Annotated in this window: 19 protein-coding genes; 3 read left to right on the top strand and 16 right to left on the bottom strand. The window is 67.5% G+C overall.

Going from position 1 to position 17,437, the window contains the following annotated elements:
• Positions 1–858: 858 nt before the first annotated feature.
• The 12 genes from VFV21_RS08785 to VFV21_RS08840 all read right to left on the bottom strand — a co-directional run bounded on the left by VFV21_RS08785 (position 859) and on the right by VFV21_RS08840 (position 9,753).
• Entirely contained in the window at positions 859–2,502 is a 1,644-nt protein-coding gene (locus VFV21_RS08785; RefSeq protein ID WP_329669054.1) for a PQQ-binding-like beta-propeller repeat protein, read from the bottom strand.
• Positions 2,503–2,740: 238 nt separating this feature from the next.
• Positions 2,741–3,145, bottom strand: a complete 405-nt coding sequence (locus VFV21_RS08790) for a hypothetical protein (RefSeq protein WP_329669055.1) — start codon at positions 3,143–3,145, stop codon at positions 2,741–2,743.
• Positions 3,145–3,684, bottom strand: a complete 540-nt coding sequence (locus VFV21_RS08795; protein ID WP_329669056.1) for a DMP19 family protein — start codon at positions 3,682–3,684, stop codon at positions 3,145–3,147. The genes VFV21_RS08790 and VFV21_RS08795 overlap by 1 nt, the downstream gene beginning before the upstream one ends.
• 33 nt (positions 3,685–3,717) lie before the next feature.
• Entirely contained in the window at positions 3,718–4,155 is a 438-nt protein-coding gene (locus VFV21_RS08800; protein ID WP_329669057.1) for a hypothetical protein, read from the bottom strand.
• A 50-nt stretch (positions 4,156–4,205) separates the two neighbouring features.
• Positions 4,206–4,574, bottom strand: coding sequence for a hypothetical protein (locus tag VFV21_RS08805; RefSeq protein WP_329669058.1), 369 nt, complete (start codon positions 4,572–4,574; stop codon positions 4,206–4,208).
• 20 nt (positions 4,575–4,594) lie between these two features.
• Positions 4,595–4,807 carry a hypothetical protein gene (locus tag VFV21_RS08810; RefSeq protein ID WP_329669059.1) on the bottom strand — a complete coding sequence of 71 codons (213 nt, stop codon included), beginning with the start codon at positions 4,805–4,807 and terminating at the stop codon, positions 4,595–4,597.
• A gap of 405 nt (positions 4,808–5,212) precedes the next feature.
• On the bottom strand, positions 5,213–5,662 hold the full coding sequence (locus VFV21_RS08815; protein WP_329669060.1) for an isoprenylcysteine carboxylmethyltransferase family protein: 450 nt from the start codon (positions 5,660–5,662) through the stop codon (positions 5,213–5,215).
• 65 nt (positions 5,663–5,727) lie between these two features.
• The gene (locus tag VFV21_RS08820) at positions 5,728–6,138 is read right to left on the bottom strand and encodes a hypothetical protein (RefSeq protein WP_329669061.1); all 411 of its coding nucleotides are present in this window, start codon (positions 6,136–6,138) and stop codon (positions 5,728–5,730) included.
• 56 nt (positions 6,139–6,194) lie between these two features.
• Entirely contained in the window at positions 6,195–6,506 is a 312-nt protein-coding gene (locus tag VFV21_RS08825; RefSeq protein ID WP_329669062.1) for an immunity 53 family protein, read from the bottom strand.
• A gap of 71 nt (positions 6,507–6,577) precedes the next feature.
• Positions 6,578–7,000, bottom strand: a complete 423-nt coding sequence (locus tag VFV21_RS08830; protein ID WP_329669063.1) for a DUF3806 domain-containing protein — start codon at positions 6,998–7,000, stop codon at positions 6,578–6,580.
• A 279-nt stretch (positions 7,001–7,279) separates the two neighbouring features.
• Complete coding sequence (locus VFV21_RS08835; RefSeq protein ID WP_329669064.1) at positions 7,280–7,840, bottom strand: hypothetical protein; 561 nt, start codon at positions 7,838–7,840, stop codon at positions 7,280–7,282.
• A gap of 152 nt (positions 7,841–7,992) precedes the next feature.
• Positions 7,993–9,753, bottom strand: a complete 1,761-nt coding sequence (locus VFV21_RS08840; RefSeq protein WP_329669065.1) for an ABC transporter ATP-binding protein — start codon at positions 9,751–9,753, stop codon at positions 7,993–7,995.
• Positions 9,754–9,816: 63 nt separating this feature from the next.
• Between VFV21_RS08840 and VFV21_RS08845 the strand changes: the two genes are divergently transcribed.
• Together VFV21_RS08845 and VFV21_RS08850 are read left to right on the top strand one after the other, a co-directional pair.
• Positions 9,817–10,362, top strand: coding sequence for a pseudouridine synthase (locus tag VFV21_RS08845; protein WP_034212327.1), 546 nt, complete (start codon positions 9,817–9,819; stop codon positions 10,360–10,362).
• A 14-nt stretch (positions 10,363–10,376) separates the two neighbouring features.
• On the top strand, positions 10,377–11,132 hold the full coding sequence (locus tag VFV21_RS08850) for a class I SAM-dependent methyltransferase (RefSeq protein WP_329669066.1): 756 nt from the start codon (positions 10,377–10,379) through the stop codon (positions 11,130–11,132).
• Between the two features lie 91 nt (positions 11,133–11,223).
• Here VFV21_RS08850 and VFV21_RS08855 read toward each other — a convergent pair whose 3' ends face one another.
• The 3 genes from VFV21_RS08855 to VFV21_RS08865 all read right to left on the bottom strand — a co-directional run bounded on the left by VFV21_RS08855 (position 11,224) and on the right by VFV21_RS08865 (position 15,530).
• A complete protein-coding gene (locus VFV21_RS08855; protein WP_329669067.1) occupies positions 11,224–11,643 on the bottom strand; it encodes a hypothetical protein in 420 nt (139 codons plus the stop codon).
• 92 nt (positions 11,644–11,735) lie between these two features.
• Positions 11,736–14,309 carry an ATP-dependent helicase HrpB gene (gene hrpB / locus VFV21_RS08860; RefSeq protein ID WP_329669068.1) on the bottom strand — a complete coding sequence of 858 codons (2,574 nt, stop codon included), beginning with the start codon at positions 14,307–14,309 and terminating at the stop codon, positions 11,736–11,738.
• Between the two features lie 9 nt (positions 14,310–14,318).
• A complete protein-coding gene (locus VFV21_RS08865) occupies positions 14,319–15,530 on the bottom strand; it encodes a serine hydrolase domain-containing protein (protein ID WP_329669069.1) in 1,212 nt (403 codons plus the stop codon).
• Between the two features lie 77 nt (positions 15,531–15,607).
• Between VFV21_RS08865 and VFV21_RS08870 the strand changes: the two genes are divergently transcribed.
• Entirely contained in the window at positions 15,608–16,408 is an 801-nt protein-coding gene (locus VFV21_RS08870; protein ID WP_329669070.1) for a TatD family hydrolase, read from the top strand.
• Between the two features lie 98 nt (positions 16,409–16,506).
• On the opposite strand, the gene VFV21_RS08875 is transcribed toward VFV21_RS08870, so the two are convergent.
• Entirely contained in the window at positions 16,507–17,403 is an 897-nt protein-coding gene (locus VFV21_RS08875; RefSeq protein ID WP_329669071.1) for a DUF2167 domain-containing protein, read from the bottom strand.
• Positions 17,404–17,437 lie beyond the last annotated feature (34 nt).

Below are 17,437 nucleotides of genomic sequence, written 5' to 3' on the forward strand. Positions count from 1 at the left end.
CAAAACGCCACCAAGTAGTCCCTCAGCGTCTGAGGGAGAGAACAGCCCGGTCCTGACTGCCAGGTCGAGAAGTTCTTGCCTTTCACTCGCGTGAACTGGGGTGATGATCATCCTTGCCTCGAAAGTTGGTGGACGGCCTAACGCCTGAGTTAAGCCGACCCACGCAGTGGGTTCGGCTTGAATGATTAGTTAGGTGCGACGGTAGAGGATGCTGAAGTTCTCTGCAAATGGCGGCTGAATGACCAAGTCGCGCCAGTTCGCGACCGCCGGTACTGCGGTGCAAAGACACGATTCCCATTTGTCGAAGCCAGGCTGCTCCTCGCAGATCATGACCGTCCCTTGGTCTGTCTCAAGTTGGAACCAAACATCGTCGACCGTGAGCATATCTCGCTTGAATGCCGCAACGGAGATGATCTCGGACCATTTGACTTGAAGGGAACCTGAGGTGAAGCCGGCGTCATCCGAGGCGATCGCCTGCCACTTTGGAGACGATCTTCGGGATAGCCAATCTTTGATGTGCCTAAAAGCTTCCACCGCGGACCTAACTTCTTATTGGACCTCAGAATCGAGGCATATGGCCGAATGATTCTCCCGGCCATCCACGCACGTCAAGACCAAACATTCCCGGCGTCAACAGGTTCCCCGGACGCCGCTCCTGCACGACATCGGCCGATCCCCGCATATGCCCCGGCAGAGAGGCGTAACTGGTTATTGGAGCAAAATGTCGTCGATTGCAGATGGCGAAGAGCTTCGTCAACACAACATGCCGCAGGAGTATCTGCACCTAAGGGAAGGCCCACGAATCCGTGGGCCTTCTGCCTCGCCACTGGCGCCGTCGCGCGCCTCAAACCCATCGCATTACTTCAGCGAAATCGCAATCAAACGCCCCGTCGGCTCACGGGCACCCTCGACGATGTACAGCGTGCCGCTGCCCGAGATGGCCATCATGCCCGGCGTGGGGTAAGACCAGATCGGCTGGCGCGTCACAAGATCGATGGCGTAGATGGCGCGGTTGGTACTGACGAAGACGAGGTTGTCGGTGACGATGACGTTGCGGTGGAAGCTGAGGTCCGACGGCGGCGGTACCCAGGACCACAGCACCTGGCCGGTGGCCTCGTCGATGGCGTCGAACGACTTGGGCAGGTTCGAACCCGCGTAGATGACGCCCTTGGCCGTGGCCGGCTGGGTGATGTACCCCCGCGACGTGCGCCAGCGGGCCACGTTGTTCTTGACCGAGAAGTTGATCAACCAACGCGCGCCGAACTGCTCGACGCTGGACGAAGCGCGGCCGCTGAAGGCGCCGCCACTGAAGGTGGTGACGCTGTCGGGCAGCCCGAGCATCGGCGCGCCGTGGTGCGAATAGCCCTGGCCCGGGGCGTAGGGGTCAGACGTGATCGACAGCCGTTGCCCGGTTTCGGTGTCGTAGGTCACGAGCGCCGTGCCGTCGTAGAAGTACACCCGCGACTCGTCCACGGCCGGCGTGGTCATGTCGTCGTCGCCGCTGAACATGGACCATTCCAGGTCGCCGCCGGTGGCGTGGTAGGCATAGACGCCGCCGCCGTAATAGCCGCCATTGGTGTAGACGCGGCCATCGCGGACCGTGGGCGCCAGCACGTGCGGCCACTGGCCGGCGAAGGCGTTCTGGAACACCGGCGCGCCGGTCGCCGCGTCGAAGGCCCACAGGAAGGTCTGCTGGTGTCCGGTGGTGGCGACGTAGACCTTGCCGCTGGCGGCGGCGGGCGGGTTCAGCGCCGGGAAGTTGGGGAAGACCTGCTGCCAGGCCTCGACGCCGTTCTCTTCACGCAGCGCGCGCAGGCTCGGCGAGCCGTGGTATTCGTCATCGGACACGAACACCAGGCCCGGCGCCGTGGTCACCGCATTGATGAAGCCAAGCGTGCCGCTGGTGGGCCGGCGCCATTCCCATTTGTATGCGAAGGAACGGGGACGGAAAGTCGCCGGCACATAGCCGGTATGGCCGGCATCGCGCTGGAAGGTCTCCCACTCGCCGAGCGGGGCGTTCGCCGGATCGGTGACCAGCACTTCGAAGGGCACGTACAGGGTTCCGCGCTGGACCGCGCTGAGGCAGGCGTCATCCAGGCAGGTCTTGAGCTCGACATAGCCGCGGTGGGTACCCGGCGCCAGGCCGTCCTCGACGCGGACCTGGACGCGGAAGTCGCGCCCGTCGACGCGGGTGACCGTGGGCTCGCGGTCAATGCCACCGGCCGTGGGCCGCGCCTGCAGCACGGCGACGTTCTGCGAAGCCTGCACCACCAGCTCCGCCGTAGGCATGGGCCGGCCCAGCACGGCGCTCATCTTAAGCCGCGAAGGGGTGGCCACCAGGTCGGTGCGGATTGTGGAGAGGTCGCCGGGCGCGCCGTCGTATTCATTGTTCAGGAGGGGCACCTCCGGCGCGCCCGTCTCGACGACGAGCGGCACCTCGGGAGCCTCCGCCTCGCGGCCTTCGCCGGTGGAAACCCACCACATCAGCAGCAGCGCAGGCACTGACCATGCCCCGATCGAAATCAACCTCATCGACATTTCCCCGTTGTGATGATGGGCAGGCGCGCGTCGACAGCCGACACTGCAGGAGACACCCGTGGGAGCCTCGATGGCACCCCGGTTCGCGTCAAGCCGAATTTTTCGTCACGGGTAGCGGTGCTTAGCGCCGTTACGCGACCTCACCCATTTAGAGCCGCCACGGCCATGCTGGACGACCGTTGGCCGCGGAGGGAAGGCGCAGTTATTTCGCGGTGCTGTCCGGACTCTGCTCAGGCACTGCCGCGGCCCGGGCGACGGCCGCCTGGCCCGCCCGCCGCTCCATCGCCAGCAGCGACAGCAGCAGCAGCGCCAAGAAGCCGAACTGCAGATTGGCCAGGGCACGATCCCGTCGTTCGCTGCGCACCCGTTGCTCGCCGGCCAGGCTCAGGTAATGGATGGTTCCCTCCGCGGCCTGGGCACCTTCGGGCAGGAGCGGACGCATCTGTTCGACGAACGCGCCCGCCTTCTGTTCCATCTCCGCCTCGCTGGGGAGGGTGCTGAGCAGATAACCCGCCTCCACGAACCTCAGCAGCGCGAGCCCCACGATGCAGGCCACCACGAGGGCGAAGTACTTGGGGCTCATCGACTTTCCTTTCTCACGGTTCATCAGTGCTCCGAAACACCCGGTGTCGAACCCGATGCATAGCGGCCGAGTACATTGGTTATCCGGCCGTTGTGGTCTTCCAGTTTCCCGAAGAGTTGCTGGAGCTGGTCCTCCTGCTCCTCCGACCAATCCGTGGCTTCATCCATCGATTCAGGGTCAGAGGGGATGCCGTCGGGAAAAGCCACCGCGATGGCTTGTTCGGTCAGGGCGGCAACTTCGTCGAGACCAACGGCGCGGCAAGCGGCGACCACGCGCCCGATTTCTTCCGGCGACGCCCAACGGAAGTACTGCTCGTACGAGGCGCCGCTATTGGCTTCCATGACCAGGTAATCAATGTCGTAGATGAGCTGGTCGCGGGCGGCGATCGGTTCCCCGGCGGCGACGGCCGCCTGCACCCGCTCGCAGACGCCACGGACGATCGCTTCGTTCTCTTCCGTACCCATTTCCATGTGCCCTCCCCTCGAACACGAAACCTGGCCCTGGTCGTCGGTGGCCGCCCGGTACATGGTGATGATCTTCCGCGGCTCGAAAAAACGGCGCAAGGGCAGGCTGCCCGGCCCAGCTGTAACGAGGGGTCAGGCGCCGCCCGATTGACGGGTAAACACCTGGGTTTGCCCGGGGTTGAACGAGGCGGGGTGTGCCGTGGGCTCGCAATCCATCCGGAGCGTGTCATTCGCTAGCTCGATCAGGCAATAGAGCGTGCGCCCCTTGAGTGGACCGGTCTGGAAGCCGGACAAGTCCAAACGGGTCGGCGCGGAGGAGTCGTTGATCAGATACCGGATCTCGAAGGGCTGACCCAGGTTCCAGGTGGCGCTGCCATCCGGGCGAAAGTGGAAAGAAGAGCCCGCGGCGTTCTGGCTGGTGGCGGTCCAGGTGCCCAGCAACGGTGATGGCTTGGGCGGCGTGTGCGCGCATGAAGCAAGCATAAGCGCCGTCGCGCTTGAAAGAAGGAGGTGATTAACCATGGCGTTATTCCCGGTTTCGAAGACAGTCTGCCTAAGGTCAGAGGCCATGGATTAGTTCGGGCCTCAGCCGTCGGCTTGGTTTGGCCCGCGGAGCGCGACTAGTCGCACCAGAATCCGTCCGTGACCAGCCAATTACAAAACGAGACCTGCGACTCAGTTGCCTCGACCGATCCCACGCCGAAATCCTTTCGGTCGTCCAGCGCTTGCTGAAGAAGCATATGCCCGTTGATGGTCTTCAGCTTATTCAGCGCTCCGGTTTGAAACTCCGCGCGCAACGGATCCTCTTGGAGCCTCTCATGCAGCCACCTTGCCGCGGCGGCGGCAGCCGCGTGGCCAAGATCCGATTCGCGAATCCGCATTTCCGGTTCCGTCTGGCGTTCGACACCCGAACACAGTTCCGGCGGTGCCGCGACTGCTTCCGAGACGCCTAGTGCCAATGCCGTTGCCATTACCGGGAGTAGTTTCATGGCGGACCCGACAACTTGTGTCATGTCTTTGGACCCAAAAGGACCTGGAGCAACGTGAGGCCGAGCCACAAGAGCCAGGCGACGGCAATGTAGATCTTGAGCTTCCGTGGACCAAAGTGCTTGCTGGACTGCCCGGAAACAATGAACTGGTCCAGGACATCCGCCCCGCGCATGAAGATTGCCCAGTAACAGAACACGGTAAAGGCGAAGAACAGAACGATGCCGGCTACCATCACTCCTCCTGATCTGCGAAATCATGCCTGTGGCGCCTGGCGCCCTGAGCCAGGCCGCGCGCTAGTGCCCTGCCCAGGCGAGCAACATGAAGTAGCGCAGTACCACATAGAGCATGCCGCTGGCGAACGCGGCAGCCGCAAGCAAAAAGTATGGGGCCCGTTTCTCTGGGTCCTCTAACCCGCCCATGAGTCCGGCCATGGTCGAGGCTCCCAATAGGGCCAAGGGGCCAAACCCCAGCCTGCTGTCTTGCGCGATCAAGCCAACCGCGACGGCAAGAATGAAGGCCCATCCGAGTCCAAACGTTGCAAGCGTGAATCTGAGCATTGAAGTGGCTCCAGATGCGGACTGACGTATGTGTTAAGCCGCGCTGCGAAGCGGCGTCGGCTTGGATGAATTGCCAGGGTTCAGGCCCAGCGTCGGACCGCCCGGCGGTACGCAGCGTACTGCGCCCGGAACCGGCAGGACAGATGCCGCTCTTCGGGGATTACTTGGAAACGAGTGATGTAGGCGACGAAAAAGGCGACCACGACCAGCCCCCAGGGCTGCGCCAGCCACGCAGACCAGCCGAGCAGGGCGACCGCATAGCCGAGGTACATCGGATTGCGGGAGAACCGGTAAGGCCCATGCATAACGAGCACGGAAGCCAGCGACGGCCGGACCGGCCTGACCGAGGTACCGGCGCGCCGGAACAAGACCTTGGGCCAACCGTTGATGGCAAGGCCCGCCACTACCAGCGCGAGACCAGCCTGCGACAGGATTCCAGGGGGCTCAAAAGCTCGGGGCAGTAGCCAGATGGTCGCTGCGGCCAGGACCACTAGAACAGGCGGCGGGACTTTTCCTTCGAGCGCCGACATTGCTCCACCCATCAGGACTAGCGCCTTAGTTAAGCCGCGCCGAAGGCATCGGCTTGATTGATAAGTTAGGCCTCTGGACTTGAGGTGCCATAGTAGAAGTAAACCAACTTAGCGGCATCGTGCACGCCGGTGCCCCATAGCGGTAGGTTCTTTGTCACGACACGACCGTCTGGGAGCCGAATGGACTCAGCCATCGCGTAGGCTGCAAAAGCGGTCCATTTCGGATTTGACTCTAGCGCAGCAAGTAGCGAGCCAGCTGTAATTGGATTCTCCTGAATGCCAATGGGTAGTCCCATACCCTCTGGCACCAATGTAAAGTCGTCATAGCCATCCGCGTCGAAGCTAGAAATGACCATCATATTGATGTCGCCACTATGATCTTCGGCGTAGCAAGCAATACCCACGCGCCAATTTGAAGCGCTCGGAAATTGTTCGAGAGCTGCGTTCAGATCTGTAACCATGTCGGATACGAGCATGAAGAGGCCTAACGTCTAAGTTAAGCCGCGCCGAAGGCGGCGGCTTGAATGATTAGTCAGGCCGCGGCGTCAGCCCAGCGAAGAAAAATGGTGAGCATTTCATCGAGCTTCAGTGGCCCGCCACGAGCAGCAAACTTGCCGCCCTCCACTTTGCAGATGATCCATTCGTCGCCGCTGGTCTCAGCCGCCTCGAACATTCCGTAGTGCGTGATCTCGAAATGCTTTCCCTCCAGGGAGGTTCCGACTAGGTCTATATCAAAACTCCACCCGGGGTTGTCCAGCGTTTCGATCCGCACCCCATAACCGTGCTCCCAGTCATCGTTGCACTGCGATAGATACCACTTCTGGAGTTGAACGAGACTGTCCATGAAGGCCTAACGCTGGAGCTAAGCGGCAGCATCAATCGCGAAGCGATTGATCTGTCCGCTTGAGCGAAATGTTAGGCGCTATTATCTGCCGAACTGCGTATAGCCTCGCAAATGCCATTGAACAGCTCAAACACATCGATCTCCTCTCCATCCTCCACCCTCTTTGAGATCATGGTCTGCGGGAAAACAAGAACCGTTGTGCCAGCAAGGCTCAGCGCCGGGTCCCGGCCATCATCGTCCTCGACGAGTACCCAGACCAAGGCCATGTGCTGGGCGAGTGCATCGCCCAAGGTTATGCCTAGGCACTGAAGCTTGAGAGTCTCGTCGGGCGCAACCCAGCGATTGCTAACGATGGCGTCCAACAGGTTCAGCTTTCCCTGGACGGTGTCGTACTTGTGCCGGGCGTTCTGCTCGTAGTGATTCCTGACCCAGTCGCGCTTGGCCTCAAGATCTGCGAGATCGGAATCGAGGAGCTGGTGAATGGCCTGTTCCATAGCGCCTAACGCCTACTAGGCCTTCCCGGGAAGGCATATTCCGGGATGGTTGGACAGGGCTACGACCCGCGTCAAGCAGAATATGTCGCGGCTTCTGCCTGATGCATGTCGTGGCCACTTCGAACGCTTCAGGTAGGCCAGCGCGATATCCAGCAGGCGACCGTGCATAGTGCGTCGCGCTGAATATTGCGGAATAGGTAGGCGAATTTCCGGACTTGTCGGGATACGACAACTTCCCATCACGACGTTGGCGGCGTGCCGGTCAATTGTTTGACCTGGCTATCGTGCACCGCCTGTTGGACGGCCAACGGAGCGCGCCGCCCAGACGACGGCCCGCGCGACAAGGCGGACGCCGAGTGAAATTAACCCGAACACGGCTCCGATCAGCGCAGGCAACACGCCACCAAAGGTGAAGGTCATGCCGAGCACGAACCCCAGCAAGAACTCCACGCGGTAGACCGGCAAGGCGACCGCGATCAGGAACAGACCATAGAACAGCGCGGACGTAAGGTCGGAAACGCCGAATTCAAAGCCGCCGGCGAGCAGGGCTCCGTAAGCGAACGCGCCGCCCGCGGCGAACCAGAACGACCGCGGCGCGCCAGCGCGGGTCGGCGAGCCGGCCGCCGACCGTCCGTGCAGCCGCCACCCGAACAGCCAGCCCAGCACGGGCAGCACCGCCAGCTCCAGCCAGTTCGAGATCAGCGGCAGGTCGGGCCGCGCCAGCAGGTGGTGGCTCACCACGCCGCCGTTGGAATGTTCATACGCCAGGTGCAATGCCGCCAGCGCGGTTACGGCCAGCGAGCTGAGTGCGGCGGTACGGTAGCGCGAATCAAAACCCATGCGACGGCATCCTGGAGGGAAGGTTCACTGGCCAGCCAGCGCTTCCGCACAGACTGTGGCGCCGCCATGTCCCGCGAGAAGTGTCGAACGACCCCCCTGCCATCGGCCTGGCCGCAATGGGCCGGTCCGAAGGCAACCAGGAAGCAGGACCCTTACGCAACCTCGCCCGTCTGCAGCCGCCACAGCGCCGCATACGCTCCGCCGCGCTGCACCAGTTCATCGTGCGTACCCGACTCGACGATCCGCCCGGCCTCCAGCACATGGATCGCATCGGCATGCCGCACGGTGCTCAGCCGGTGCGCCACCACCAGCGTGGTGCGCCCGCGCGCGGCGGTGGCCAGGGAGTGCTGGATGGCTGCTTCGGTCTCGTTGTCGACGGCCGACGTGGCTTCGTCCAGCACGAGCACCTTCGGGTCGCGGTAGAGCGCGCGCGCCAGGGCGATGCGCTGGCGCTGGCCGCCGGAGAGCTGGCTGCCGCGCTGGCCCACCGGGCTGTCGTAGCCCTGCGGCAGCGCGGCGATGAAATCGTGCGCCTCGGCGGCGCGGGCGGCGGCCTCGACGCGGGCGCGGTCGGCGGAACGCTCGCCGTAGGCGATGTTCTCGGCCACGGTGCCGTCGGTGAGGAAGGGCTCCTGCGCGACGTAGCCGATCGCGCGGCGCAGCGCCGCCGGGTCGAGGCCGGCGACATCGGCGCCGTCGAACAGGATGCGTCCGCGCGCCGGGTCGATGAAGCGCAGCAGCAGCTTCAACAGCGTGCTCTTGCCGCCGCCCGTGCCGCCGACCAAGGCCACGGTCGCACCGGCGGGCACGGCCAAGTCCACCGCGTGCACGGCCGGACGCCCCTCGTAGTCGTGCCCCACGCCTTCGAAGCGCAGTTCGCCGCGTGCGCCGGACGGCAAGGCGTCAACGCCACGCACCGGCACCGGCGTATCCAGCAGGTCCATCACGCGGTTCACCGAGGCCATCGCGCGCTGGTAGAGATCGGTCATGTCGGCCAGGCGCGTCAGCGGCCACAGCAGTCGCTGGGTCAGGTACACCAGCGCCGAGTAGCTGCCCACGCCCAGTTCGCCGCGCAGGGTCAGCATGCCGCCGTAAAGCAGCGTGGCCACGAAGCCCGCCAGGATTGCCATGCGGATCACCGGCGTGATCGCCGCCGAGAACCGGATCGCCTCCGCATTGCGGGCGCGGAAGCCGTCCGAGGCCTCGCGCAGGTGCGCGGCTTCGAAATCCTCGGCGGTGTACGCCTGGATGGTCGCCATGCCGGCCAGGTTGTTGTCCAGGCGCGCCGACACCGTGGCCGCGGCCTCGCGGGCGGCGGCATAGCGCGGGGCCAGCCGCTTCTGGAACCAGAACGCACCGACCAGGATCAGCGGGATCGGCAGCATCGCCAGCGCCGCCAGGTCGGCGGTGAGCACGAAGAACACCGCGCCCACCATCAGCGACGACACCACCACCTGGATCAGGTCGTTGGCGCCCGTGTTGAGGAAGCGCTCGATCTGGTTCACGTCCTCGTTCATCAGCGCCATCAGCCGGCCGCTGCGCTCGCGCTCGATGGTGGCCGGCGGCAGCTTCTGCACGTGCCCGTAGGCCGCCTGCCGCAGCGCGTGCTGCAGGTCCTGGGCCAGGCCGCGCCACTTCAGCGCATACAGGTATTCGAACAGCGACTCGGCCACCCACACCACCACCGTCAGCGCCACCAGCGCGTACAGCTGGTGCAGCGGATCGGGCAGGCCGAAGCCGGCCAGGAACGAGTCCTCCTGGTTCACCACCACGTCCACCGCGACGCCGATCAGCAGCTCGGGCAGCACGTCGAAGAACTTGTTGAGCACCGAATAGACGGTGGCCAGGACGGCATTGCGGCGCTGGGGCCGGGCGAAGCCGGCCAGCCGGCGCAGGGGGTGGGTCGCGGCCATGCGATCTCCGGGATTCAGGGGTGGGGGCAAGCGCACAGTGTCCCACGGGGATACACTGGACCGATGCTCATTGCCTTCAACAAGCCCTACGGCGTGCTCTGCCAGTTCACCGACAAAACGGTGCCGCCGCGGCCGACGCTGGCCGGGTTCTCGCTGCCGCCCGACGTCTACGCCGCCGGCCGCCTGGACCAGGACTCCGAGGGCCTGCTGCTGCTCTCCGACGACGGCCCGCTGATCGCCCGCATCAGTTCGCCCAAGTTCCACTGGCCCAAGACCTACCTGGTGCAGGTGGAAGGCGTGGCCGGCGACGAACACCTGGCCCAGCTGCGCAGCGGCGTCACCCTGGCCGACGGCGTCACGCGCCCGGCCAAGGCCCAGGTGCTGATCGGCGCGCCCGACTGGCTGTGGCCGCGCGACCCGCCGGTGCGTGCGCGCAAGACCGTGCCCGACAGCTGGATCGAACTCACCATCACCGAGGGCCGCAACCGCCAGGTGCGGCGCATGGTCGCCGCGGTCGGCCTGCCCTGCCTGCGCCTGCTGCGCATCGCGGTCGGCCCGCACCGGCTCGAAGGCCTGCCGCCCGGCCAGTGGCGGGAACTCACCCAGTAGCGCAGGAGCGCGGCATGGCCTTCCAGGACCACTTCTCCGGACACGCCACCGACTACGCCCGCGCCCGCCCGACCTACCCGCACGCGCTGTTCGCCTGGATCTCCGACCAGTGCCGGCACCACGACCTGGCCTGGGACGTGGGCTGCGGCAACGGCCAGGCCAGCCTGGCCCTGGTGCACCATTTCCAGCGCGTGCACGCCAGCGACCCCAGCGAGGCGCAGATCGCCGCTGCGCCGTCCGACCCGCGCGTCACCTGGCGGGTGGAATCGGCCGAGCACAGCGCGCTGCGCAACCACAGCGTCGACCTGGTCACCGCGGCCCAGGCCTACCACTGGTTAAACCAGGAGCGCTTTTGCGCCGAGGCGCAGCGCGTGCTCAGGCCCGGCGGCGTGATCGCGCTCTGGTGCTACGGCCGCACGCGGGTGGACCACGGCGTGGACGACGTCTTCGATGAACTCTACGAACACCGGCTCGGCCCCTACTGGCCGCCCGAGCGGCGGCACGTGGACGACGGCTACCGGCACCTGCCCTTCCCGTTCGAGCCGATCAGCGATCCGCCGCGGTTCGAGATGGCGGTGGAGTGGGACCTGGGGCAGTACCTGGATTACCTGCGCACGTGGTCGAGCAGCCAGCGTTTCCTGAAGGAAACCGGGCGCGATGCGGTATCGGAATTCGGCTCGGCGTTTGCGTCGGCCTGGGGTGATCCGGTGCGGCGGCGCGAGGTGCGCTGGCCGATTTCGCTCAAGGCCGGTCGCACGGCTGACGACTGACCGCGAGCTGGCAGGGGGCTGTAGGAGGGCCTTCAGGCCCGAAGCGTTTCGGCGGAAAGCTTCGGGCCTGAAGGCCCTCCTACATGAGGTTTTACTTCTTGGCGGCGGCTTTTTTCGCGGGGGCCTTCTTGGCCGCCGCCTTCTTGGCGGGGGCCTTCTTCACCGCGGCCTTCTTGGCCGGCGCGGTGGCCTTCTTCGCGGCGACCTGCTTGCTCGCCTTCTTGGCGGCCGGCTTGGCAGCCGCGGCTTTCTTCTTCTTGTTGACCATGTAGACGGCGGCGCCCACGGCCGCCAGGGTCGCGGCGGTGACGGCGGCGCCGACCGGGTGCTTGCGCACGGTCTTGACCGCGGCCGCGCCGCCCTTCTTCACCGCAGCCAGGCCCGCGCCGGCGCTGACCAACGCGCCGGCCTTGCCGGCGAGGTCGGAATTCTTCCAGGCCTTCTTGGCCAGTTCGCTGCCGTCGTTCAACTTGGCCAGCGCGGTCGAAACGATCTTGTTCGTCTTGCTCATGGCGTGTCTCCGAGGGATGGGGCGCGGGAAGCGCGATTGCGTCTGTAGCCTACCGCCATTTACATGAACGGCGTATCGCGCATCCGGAGGCCTCAGGTGCCCCGGGGTTTGGCGCGATGGGTGGCGGTGGCGGTCCACGGGTCGTCGGGCCAGGGATGGCGCGGGTAGCGGCCCTTCATTTCCTTTCGCACTTCGGGGTAGGTGTTGGCCCAGAAGCTGCGCAGGTCCTGCGTCACCTGCAGCGGTTTTCCGCCCGGGGACAGCAGGTGCAGGGTCAGCGGCACGCGGCCGTCGGCCACGCGCGGGGTGTCGGCCAGGCCGAAGAGCTCCTGCAGCTTCACCGCCAGCACCGGCGGGCGGCCGTGTTCGTAGGTGATCCCACGCTCCATGCCCGAGGGCACCGTGATGCGGCGCGGGGCCAGGGTGTCGAGCTTCTGTCGCAGCGACCAGTCCAGGGTGGAGCGCAGGGCCTCGCCCAGCGCCTCCTCGTCGAGCGCGTCGAGCCGGGTCTTGCCGGCGAAGGCGGGCTTGAGCCACTGCTCGCGGCTCGCCAGCAGGGCGTCGTCGGACAGGTCGGGCAGGCCGAGCTCGGGCAGCCACTCGCGCAGGCAGCGCACGCGTTCGCGCCACTGCGCCAGGCCTTCGGTCCACGGCAGCGCGTCCAATCCCAGTTCGCCGACGGCGTCGCTGAGGGCCTGCGCGGCCAGCGCCGGGTCGGGGCGGCCGGCCGGCTTGGATTCGAGCGTGATGCGGTCGAAGCGGCGCTCGCGGCGGGCGATCAGCGCGCGGGCGTCGGGGTCCCAGCGCACCACGTCGCCTTCGAAGAAGCGCTCGGGGAAATCGCGCTGCAGCCGCGCCTCGTCCACCGGCGCGCCGCGCAGCACCAGCGAGTCCTTGGCCTCGAAGCGCAGCTCGCTGGCCACGATCCAGGGTTCGCCGAACAGCGCGCTGTCGTCGAAGATCCGCGCCATGCGGCCGTTGGCCAGCTGGTAGCGGCGCGGCTCGCCCGGGTGCTGGCGGGCGATGCGGTCGGGGAAGGCGTGCGCGAGCAGGTCGCCGAGCAGGTGCGCGGGCGCGTCGTCGGGCGGCGCGGCGTCCACGCGCAGGCGGCGGCGCCACTGTTTGGCGGCGCTGTCGATCGCGGCCAGCGCGCCGCGGTTGGCGTCCGGGCCAATGCGGCCTTTCCGGAAGGCCGCGAGCGCTTGCCAGCGGCTGGCGATGTCGTCGCGTCGTCCGCGCAGGGGATCGCGGGCTTCGACCAGCGCGGCGAGATCGCAGGCCAGGGCGCGTTCGGCCGGATCACGCGGCGCCTTCAGCATCGCGGCCAGGCGCGGGTGCGTGCCCAGCGCCATCAGCTCTCGGCCGAAGGCGGTGATGCGCTGCTGCGCGTCGAGCGCGCCGAGCCGCTGCAGCAGTTCGCGCGCGGCGGCCAGTGGGCCCGGCGGCGGTGCGTCCACGAAGCGCAGGTCGGCGGCGCCCCAGGCGGCGAGTTCGAGCGCGAGGCCGGCCAGCTCGACCTGGGCGATCTCGGGCGTGCGCATCGGCTCGAGCCGCTGCGACTGCGGCCAGAGCCGGTAGGCCCAGCCTTCCGCCACGCGGCCCGCGCGGCCCGCGCGCTGGTCGGCCGAGGCCTGCGAGATGGTGACGGTGTCGAGCCGCGAGAAGCCCGAGTTCGGCTCGTAGCGCGGCTCGCGGGCGAGGCCGGCGTCGATCACCACGCGCACGCCCGGCAGCGTGACCGAGCTTTCGGCGACGTTGGTGGCGAGGACGATGCGGCGGCGGCCGTCGGGGTCTTGGTTCAGCGCGGCGGTCTGGGCCTCGAGCGGCAGGTCGCCGTGGAGGGGCAGTACGGCGAGTGCGTTGCCCTCTCCCCGGCCCTCTCCCCCAAGGGGAGAGGGAGTCGCGAGCCCCTCTCCCCGCAGGGGAGAGGGGTTGGGGAGAGGGGACTCCCCAAACACCCGCATCGCCTCCCCAATCTCCCGCTGCCCCGGCAGGAACACAAGCAGATCCCCGGGATGCTTCGCCACGGCCTCGGCCACGCAGCGCTTCAGCTGCGCCATCAGCGGCTCGTCGCGCCGCGCCGGGAAATGCGACACCGCGACCGGGTAGCTGCGCCCGGCGCTGGTCAACCGCGGCGCGTCGAGGAAGCGCGCCAGCTTCTCGCCATCGAGCGTCGCCGACATCACCACGATCCGCAGGTCCTCGCGCAGCTGCGACTGCACGTCCAGCGCCAGCGCCAGGCCGAGGTCGCCGGCGAGGTGGCGTTCGTGGAATTCGTCGAACACGATCGCGGCCACGCCCTCGAGCGTGGGATCGTCCTGGATCATCCGGGTGAGGATGCCTTCGGTCACCACTTCGATGCGCGTGCGCGCGCTGACCCTGGCTTCGAAGCGGATGCGGTAGCCGACGGTCTCGCCCGGCGCCTCGCCGAGCTGGCGCGCCATGAAACCCGCGGCGGCGCGCGCGGCGACGCGGCGCGGCTCCAGCATCAGGATGCGGCCGTCGCCGCGCCACGGGGCCGACAGCAGGGCCAGCGGCACCTGCGTGGTCTTGCCGGCGCCGGGCGGCGCTTCGAGCACGAGGCGCGGGTGTGCCTCGAGGCTGGCCAGCAGCTGCGGCAGCAGCTCGGCGATCGGGAAGTCGGGGCGGGTGGCGGCGGGTTTCACCGCGCTAGGCTAGAGAGCGCGGCGCCTCGCGTCGAGCGTTGAACTGGGTCCCTGTGGGAGGGACTTCAGTCCCGATGCTTTTGGCTGGCTGTGGCAAGGATCGGGACTGAAGTCCCTCCCACAGGGGCCGGGCAGGCGCCCGGTGCGCTTCACCGACTGCGTGCTGCGCTGGAAGTCGAGCTGGCGCAGCGCGAGCTGTTCGATGGCGGTGAGGTCGTCGCGCATCGCGGCGCCGTTGCCGCGCACCAGCAGCACGCCGTTGCTGCCGTTGCGCCAGTCCACCCAGGGCGTGAAGCCGAAGGCGCCGGGGCTGGAGACGCGCAGCGTGTTGCCGCGGGCGTCCTTGGCTTCGACCCATTGGCCGATGCCGTAGCCGTAGCCGACGGCGCCGTCGGGCGTCGCGTAAACCGGCAAGCCCGCGGCGCGGTCCAGCGCCATCGCGGCCAGGGTCACGTCGCGGAGGTAGGGCGTCGCGCCGTGGCGGCCGCCGGCCAGCACCATGTCCACCACGCGGCCGTAGTCCTCGAGCGTGGAGCGGGCGCCGCCGCCGATGCGCGGGTTCGCATTCGGAACGTAGCCGGGCAAGGCCGAGCCCGCGGTCCAGTCGGTGGCGGCGAGGCCCAGCGGTTCGACGACTTCGGCGATGAACAGGCTGTCCCAGCTCTCGCGGGTGGCGCGCTCGGCGATCGCGCCGGCCACCTGCATCGAGTTGCCGCCATAGGCGAAGCCGGTGCCGGGCGCGTAGGCCAGCGGCATCGCCAGGATCTGCGTGGCGCACTGCTGCAGCGTCAGCAGGCGGCTGGACAGGCAGGCCGCGTCGTCGACGGAGATGCCCGACGTATGCGAGAACAGCTGCGCCAGCGTGATCGCGCGGGTGGCCGCCGGCGCGTCCGGGAAGTAGGTACCGACGCGGCTGTCCCAGGCCAGCACGCCGCGCTCGACCAGCCGTCCGAGCACCAGCGCCGACAGCCATTTGCTGGCCGAGGCGATGCCCACGCGCTCGTCGCCGCGGTAGCCGCCGAAGTTTTCCTGCATCAGCACCTGGCCTTCGCGGGCCAGCCGCAGCGAGGCGCCGTCGAGCGCGTAGTCGTCCACGAGCGCCTGCACGGCGACGCGCACCGGCTGCAGGTCATGCGTGGGCCGCGCCGCGCCGGTGCCGGGCAGGCACAGGGCGCCAAGGCCAAGGGTAAGCGTGAAGACGAGCCATCCGGATCGGGTCATGGGCGCCAGAACGCGCCCCGGGGCCCGCGGTTGACGCCCGGCGGCTAGAATTGCGGCCTCGCGACTGGGATCCGTTCATGGAATTGATCGACATCGGCGCCAACCTGGGCCACGAAAGCTTCGACGCCGACCTCGACGCCGTGCTGCAGCGCGCGGTGCTGGCCGGCGTGACGCGGCTGGTGGTCACCGGCGCCAGCCGCGCCGGGGCCGTGCGGGCGCTGGAGCTGGCCAAGGCGCACCCGGGCCTGCTCTGGGCCACCGCCGGCATCCACCCGCACCACGCCACCGAATGCACGGCCGAAGGCATCGCCGAGCTGCGCGCGCTGCAGGCCGAGCCCGAGGTCGTGGCCGCCGGCGAGTGCGGGCTGGATTACCACCGTGATTTTTCGCCGCGCCCGGCGCAGCGCAGCGCCTTCGAACGCCAGCTCGAACTGGCCTCGGAGACCAAGCTGCCGCTGTTCCTGCACCAGCGCGACGCGCACGGCGATTTCATGGCGATCATGAAGGCCTTCGAAGGCCAGCTCGGCCCGGTGGTGGTGCACTGCTTCACCGGCACCCGCGCCGAGTGCTTCGACTACCTGGACCAGGACTGGCACATCGGTATCACCGGCTGGCTCTGCGACGAACGCCGCGGCCAGCACCTGCGCGAGTTCGTGAAGGACATCCCGGCCGACCGGCTGATGGTCGAGACCGACGCACCCTACCTGCTGCCGCGCACCGTGAAGCCGATGCCCAGCCACCGCCGCAACGAGCCGATGTACCTGGCGCACATCATCGAGGAGCTGGCGCGCGACCGCGGCGAAGACGTGGCGGTGACCGCCGCGGCCACTACCGCCACCGCCGCCGCCTTCTTCGGACTGCCCGCCGCGCGACGCTGACGGGCCTGCGCGAGGTCGAATCCATCCCACCGGCGGCGGGGCGGCGCGAACGCTGAGCGAGCGGCGTCGCACCGACCAGCCACGGGCGGATCCTGCGATCAGGCGGCGGTGCCGCCTTCGTCCTTGGACTTGCCGCCGAACTTGCGCACCAGGGCGACGATGCCGACGCCGGCAATCAGCAGCAGCTTCCAGAACTTGGCCAGGAACAGGCCGAGCTTGGCCAGCAGGCCGGTCTTGGCGGCCAGGCCGCCGCCGACCAGGGCCGCCAGGCCGTAGGCCGCGGTGCGGTCGGTGTCGGCGTTGAAGTCAGCGTAGCGGTGGCCCGGCTCGAACTCGGCCATGGCCAGCACTTCGTTCATGCCGTCGTTGACCCGGTCGAGGTCGGCCATGCCGGCGATCGCGCTCATGCTCAGGTAACCCTCGCGGCCGAGCACGCGGATGTCGTAGTTCAGCGTGCCGCCCTCGCTGCCCTCGAACTGCAGGTGCTTGGCCCAGTGCAGGCGCTTGGCGGTGGCGTCGTAGCGCGGCGGCTGGGCCCAGCCGATCAGGTCGGCGGTGGGATAGCCCGCCTCGCGGCGGGCCGGGTTGGCGTCGCGGGTCTCGGCCTGCATGGTCTCTAGCAGCTCGGCGTAGTCGATCTCGGCGGCGTCCTCGTCGGACACGTAGCCGTCGTCGCTCCAGGTCAGGATCACGGCCCAGCTGTGGTCGCTGTCCAGGCCATCGGCGGTCGGCACCAGCATGCCCAGCACGGTGTCGTCGGGCGGGTTGCCCCAGAACTCCTCGAGCACGCGGCGGGCGTCGGCCTTGCCCAGGTAGCGGAAGCCTTCGGTGAGGCGCAGCCTGGCCTTGGCCTCGGGAACGGCCACCTCGCCCTGCTGGAACTGCAGGGAAGCGATGAACGCCGCCAGCGGATCTTCCTCGACGGCCTGTGCGTTCGCCAGCCCGGCCAACATCACCAGCATCGCCATCGCGAGGCCGCGGATCATCTTCGACATCGTGTTTCCCCTGTCGCCGCCAAGTACGGCGGCG

It is taken from the genome of Arenimonas sp. (assembly GCF_036275555.1).
In the GTDB taxonomy this organism is placed as follows: Bacteria; Pseudomonadota; Gammaproteobacteria; order Xanthomonadales; family Xanthomonadaceae; genus Arenimonas.

Coding starts and splice junctions, on each gene's coding strand:
- VFV21_RS08855 (WP_329669067.1), bottom strand. CDS start 11,643: ATGAGCAAGACGAACAAGATCGTTTCGACCGCGCTGGCCAAGTTGAAC.
- VFV21_RS08830 (WP_329669063.1), bottom strand. CDS start 7,000: ATGGAACAGGCCATTCACCAGCTCCTCGATTCCGATCTCGCAGATCTT.
- VFV21_RS08835 (WP_329669064.1), bottom strand. CDS start 7,840: ATGGGTTTTGATTCGCGCTACCGTACCGCCGCACTCAGCTCGCTGGCC.
- VFV21_RS08810 (WP_329669059.1), bottom strand. CDS start 4,807: ATGGTAGCCGGCATCGTTCTGTTCTTCGCCTTTACCGTGTTCTGTTAC.
- VFV21_RS08870 (WP_329669070.1), top strand. CDS start 15,608: ATGGAATTGATCGACATCGGCGCCAACCTGGGCCACGAAAGCTTCGAC.
- VFV21_RS08815 (WP_329669060.1), bottom strand. CDS start 5,662: ATGTCGGCGCTCGAAGGAAAAGTCCCGCCGCCTGTTCTAGTGGTCCTG.
- VFV21_RS08875 (WP_329669071.1), bottom strand. CDS start 17,403: ATGTCGAAGATGATCCGCGGCCTCGCGATGGCGATGCTGGTGATGTTG.
- VFV21_RS08790 (WP_329669055.1), bottom strand. CDS start 3,145: ATGAACCGTGAGAAAGGAAAGTCGATGAGCCCCAAGTACTTCGCCCTC.
- VFV21_RS08805 (WP_329669058.1), bottom strand. CDS start 4,574: ATGAAACTACTCCCGGTAATGGCAACGGCATTGGCACTAGGCGTCTCG.
- VFV21_RS08825 (WP_329669062.1), bottom strand. CDS start 6,506: ATGGACAGTCTCGTTCAACTCCAGAAGTGGTATCTATCGCAGTGCAAC.
- VFV21_RS08865 (WP_329669069.1), bottom strand. CDS start 15,530: ATGACCCGATCCGGATGGCTCGTCTTCACGCTTACCCTTGGCCTTGGC.
- VFV21_RS08820 (WP_329669061.1), bottom strand. CDS start 6,138: ATGCTCGTATCCGACATGGTTACAGATCTGAACGCAGCTCTCGAACAA.
- VFV21_RS08800 (WP_329669057.1), bottom strand. CDS start 4,155: ATGGCCTCTGACCTTAGGCAGACTGTCTTCGAAACCGGGAATAACGCC.
- VFV21_RS08845 (WP_034212327.1), top strand. CDS start 9,817: ATGCTCATTGCCTTCAACAAGCCCTACGGCGTGCTCTGCCAGTTCACC.
- VFV21_RS08840 (WP_329669065.1), bottom strand. CDS start 9,753: ATGGCCGCGACCCACCCCCTGCGCCGGCTGGCCGGCTTCGCCCGGCCC.
- VFV21_RS08850 (WP_329669066.1), top strand. CDS start 10,377: ATGGCCTTCCAGGACCACTTCTCCGGACACGCCACCGACTACGCCCGC.